This is a genomic window from Streptomyces sp. NRRL B-24572, from assembly GCF_002156145.1.
Lineage (GTDB): Bacteria > Actinomycetota > Actinomycetes > Streptomycetales > Streptomycetaceae > Streptomyces > Streptomyces vietnamensis.
This window is the reverse complement of the sequence record NZ_MWIG01001021.1, coordinates 1-3587: the sequence shown is the minus strand read 5'-3', so window position 1 is coordinate 3587 and position 3587 is coordinate 1. Positions and strand designations below refer to the sequence as shown.

Sequence of the window (3587 nt, the reverse complement as noted above, 5' to 3'; positions counted from 1 at the left end):
CGGCGAGGTGGCCGATGTGGAGTTCGCCGTGGGTGGCGGGAGGGGTCGCGGTGATCCAGACGGGGGTGCTCATGGGACCTCCTTGACGTTTTCGACGGTCATCGGGGCTCGAAGTGGAAGGACCGGATGAAGCAGTCACGGGGCTGCTCGACGGCGTAGACGATGCACTCGAAAAGGGCCTGGGTGGTGAGCTTCTCGTCGGGTGCTATTCCGTCGGGATTCGATCCGTCCCATTCCGCGAAGCGCGGGTCCGAGGTCGAGAAATCGGGCGGGAAGAGGGAGAAGACGCGGACCCCGGAGGGCCGCAGCCGGCGCGACAGGATGTCGGCGAAACCGGCCTGCGCGCTCTTCGCCGCCCAGAAGGCCTCGTGGGCCGCCCCGGCGGTCGCGGCCGACGCCCCCTCCGCGTCCCGCACGGCCACCATGTTGACGATGTCGGGCCGCAGCGAGCCGCGCAGCAGCGGCAGGAAGTGCTTCACCATGAGGACCGTGCCGCCGGCCGTCGACTCGATCGTCTCCACGATCTCGGCGTCGCTGGCCGCCTCAAGGTCCATGCCGTCGAGCCAGCGGGCGCCGTTGTTGACCAACAGGTCGACGCGGTCGGTGCGTTCACCGACCCGGGCCGCGAACTCCCGGATCTCGGCGGGCCTGCTCAGGTCGCAGCCGAAGGCGTGGATGCGGTCACGGGCCGAACCCATCACCTCGGTACGGGTCCGCTCGGCGGCCTCGACGGTCCGCGCCGACACGTAGACCTCGGCGCCGAGATGCGCGAATCCGACGGCGAGCGCGCGACCGAAATAGCGGGACGCTCCGGTCACGACGACACGCAGATTCTCGAATTTCATTGGTGTCTGCTCTCCCCACGTCCCACGGATACCGACGACCGGTCGATTTCAGCGTGGCAGAGGATTCGGGGCGGGGGCCTGTTCGGGCGGGTGCGCATTCACGCCGTTGCGTGGATGCGCCACGGCAGTTCGATGGTTTCAAGGACCTCGGCGCGCTTGTGGTGGACGCGGACGCGGTCGTGCGCGGCGGAGACGGTGACGGTGCCGGCGGGGGTACGGACGGGCCCGCGGACCGGCGGTACGACGGTACCGCCGATCGCCCCGGCGGCGGCGAGGGCGGCGGCGCCGGTGAGTGCGAGCCGGGGGTGCCAGCCGCCGACGGTGAGGGCGCGGACGGAGAGCCCGCCGTCCTGGACGGAGATGGCGGCGATCTTGGGGAGGGCGGAGTCCGGGGGGTGGCCGAGGAGCCGGGCGGCGCGGGCCCGGAGCGCGAGGAGCCGGTCCTGGAGGGCGCCCCCGGGCAGGTGGCGGGCGTCGACGAAGACGTACGGGTTGCCGTACCGCACGAGCGAGACGGGCACGCCGTCGAGGACGTCGACGGGGCGGCCGGTCGGAAGGGTGCCGGGTTCGGAGGGCGGCCGGAGGAAGCTGAGCGTGTACGTGTCGCCGTGCGGCTCGCAGAGGACGGTGTCCCCGGTGGTCACGGCGCGGACGGTGACGGGCCCCGGGCGGCCGTCGGCGACGACGCAGGCGAGGAGCGAGTGTCCGCAGCCGGCCCGGAAGTCGAACCGGCCGTCGGGGAGGGCCTGGACGAAGCGGTAGCGGAGGGCGTGGTCCCCGCCGCCGTAGATCGCGATCTTGTGGAGGTCCGCGTACGCCGTCCGGGCGAGCGACCGGCGCAACCGCGCCAGTTCCCCGCCCAGCGCCAGTGCTCCGGCCGGGAGTCGGTCGAGGCGCAGGACGAGGGTCGGGCCGGGGGCGTCCTCGGCCCGGACGACGGCGGCGGCGACCGTCACGGATCAGGCCGCACAGCCGACCGGGATGCGCATGCCCTGGACGACCTCCGTCCACAGCTCGTGGACGGCGAGGGCCCACAGCGCGAGGGCGTCGTGCTGGGACGGGCGCTCCAGGTGCCGGGCCAGCAGCTTCGCCGCCCGGTCGGCGCGGATCTTCCCGCCCAGGACCAGCCGCGCCGGGGAGAGCAGCTCCCGGACCAGGTCGAGCAGCGGACCCCCGGGCGCCAGCATCGCCGCGACCGGCAGCGTGAAGGGCTGCTTCGGCCGGTTCAGGACCGACGGGGGCAGGAGCTCCGCCCCCGCCTCGTACAGCGCCCGCTTCCCCGTCCGCGCCGCCACCGGCAGGGACCGTGCGTGCGTGACCACCGACGGCTGGCAGAACGGCAGGCGCGCCTCCACCGCCCACGCCATGGACAGGTGGTCCAGGCGCCGCAGGTGGTACGCCGGCAGCCGCCATCGCGTCTCGAAGGCCGTCATCGCCGTCAGCCGGTCCGCGCCGACCGCCTCCGCCGAGCGCAGCTCCTGCTCGATGCGGTCGGCGGCGGAGCCCGTATCCGCGATGTACGCCCGGTAGTTGGCGGTGTACAGGTGCTCGCGGAGCAGTCGCGGCGCCGCCGAGAGCGCGTCCGCGTACGCGCCCGCCCATTCGGGGCCGGCCGTCAGCGCCGCCCGCATCCGGTCGTACCCGCCGAAGAGTTCGTCGGCCCCGTCGCCGGCGAGGGCGACGGTGAAGCCGTTCTCGCGGACGGCGCGGAAGAGGGCGTACGTGGAGAGGGTGATGGGGTCGGCGTTGGGCTGGCCGAGGTGGCGGACGGTCCGGGTGAGGAGGGAGCCGAGTTCGTCGGGGTCGACGGCGACCTCGTGGTGGACGGTCCGGGCGCGGCGGGCGACGGCACGGGCGTGGGCGGCCTCGGAGTCGGGCCACCGGCCCCGGTAGGTGAGGTGGAAGGTGTGCAGCGGCGGCGCGTCGGTCTCGCGGGCGTGCTCGGCGGCGAGGGCGGTGACGAGCCCGGAGTCGAGGCCGCCGCTGGTGACGGCGCAGACGGGCACTTCGGCCCGGGCGAGCCGGCGCACTTCGCGGCGCAGGACGTCCTGGGTGTCGCCGAGGGGGCTCGCGCGGTACGGGCCGCGACGGCGGACGACCGGGGCGGCGCCCGGCCGTACGACGGCCGTGGCGCCGGGCGGCAGGACGTCGACGCCGTCGAGCGCGGTGTGCGTGGAGAAGGAGGTGCGGGTGGCGAGGAGGGTGTCGAGGGCGTCCTCGCGCGGGGAGATCCGTACGCCTTCGAAGGCGAGGAGGGCGGGGATCTCGGAGGCGAAGCGGGTGGAGCCGTCGTACGGGTCGTGGTGCAGGTGGAGCGGCTTCATGCCCATGTCGTCGACGGCGAGGACGAGTTGCGTGCTGCCCGGCCGCAGGTCGAGGAGGGCGACGGCGAACATGCCGTCGAGGTGTTCGGCGAAGGCGGGGCCGTACTCGGCGTAGAGCGCGGGGAGCACGGTGCCGTCGCAGCGGTCGGGGAAGCGGTGGCCGCGGGCGGCGAGGGTGCGGCGGAGCTCGGCGTGGTTGTAGATCTCGCCGTTGAGCACGGCGAGGATGCCGGGCAGGTGGGGCAGCCGGTAGGGCTGCTGTCCGCCGCAGGGGTCGGTCACCGCGAGCCGGTCGCAGCCGAGCGACCAGCCGGGGCCGCTGAGCACCTGGTGCTCGTCGGGGCCGCCGTGGCGCTGGCGGGCGGAGACCGCCGCGAGCTGGGCCGGCTCGGGGCGGTCCGCCCCGGCGGCGAAGGAG

At 74.4% G+C, this 3587-nt stretch carries 3 protein-coding genes; all 3 read right to left on the bottom strand.

What is annotated here, in order from left to right; translation table 11 throughout:
• Nucleotides 1–98 precede the first annotated feature (98 nt).
• Nucleotides 99–845 carry an SDR family oxidoreductase gene (locus CCN56_RS39680; protein WP_086832434.1) on the bottom strand — a complete coding sequence of 249 codons (747 nt, stop codon included), beginning with the start codon at nt 843–845 and terminating at the stop codon, nt 99–101.
• A 98-nt stretch (nt 846–943) separates the two neighbouring features.
• Nucleotides 944–1801 carry a PrpF domain-containing protein gene (locus CCN56_RS39675; protein ID WP_086832433.1) on the bottom strand — a complete coding sequence of 286 codons (858 nt, stop codon included), beginning with the start codon at nt 1799–1801 and terminating at the stop codon, nt 944–946.
• A 3-nt stretch (nt 1802–1804) separates the two neighbouring features.
• Nucleotides 1805–3587, bottom strand: a 1783-nt coding sequence (gene asnB / locus CCN56_RS39670) for an asparagine synthase (glutamine-hydrolyzing) (protein WP_107484313.1), incomplete at its 5' end; no start/stop codon positions are given.

Coding starts and splice junctions, on each gene's coding strand:
- CCN56_RS39680 (WP_086832434.1), bottom strand. CDS start 845: ATGAAATTCGAGAATCTGCGTGTCGTCGTGACCGGAGCGTCCCGCTAT.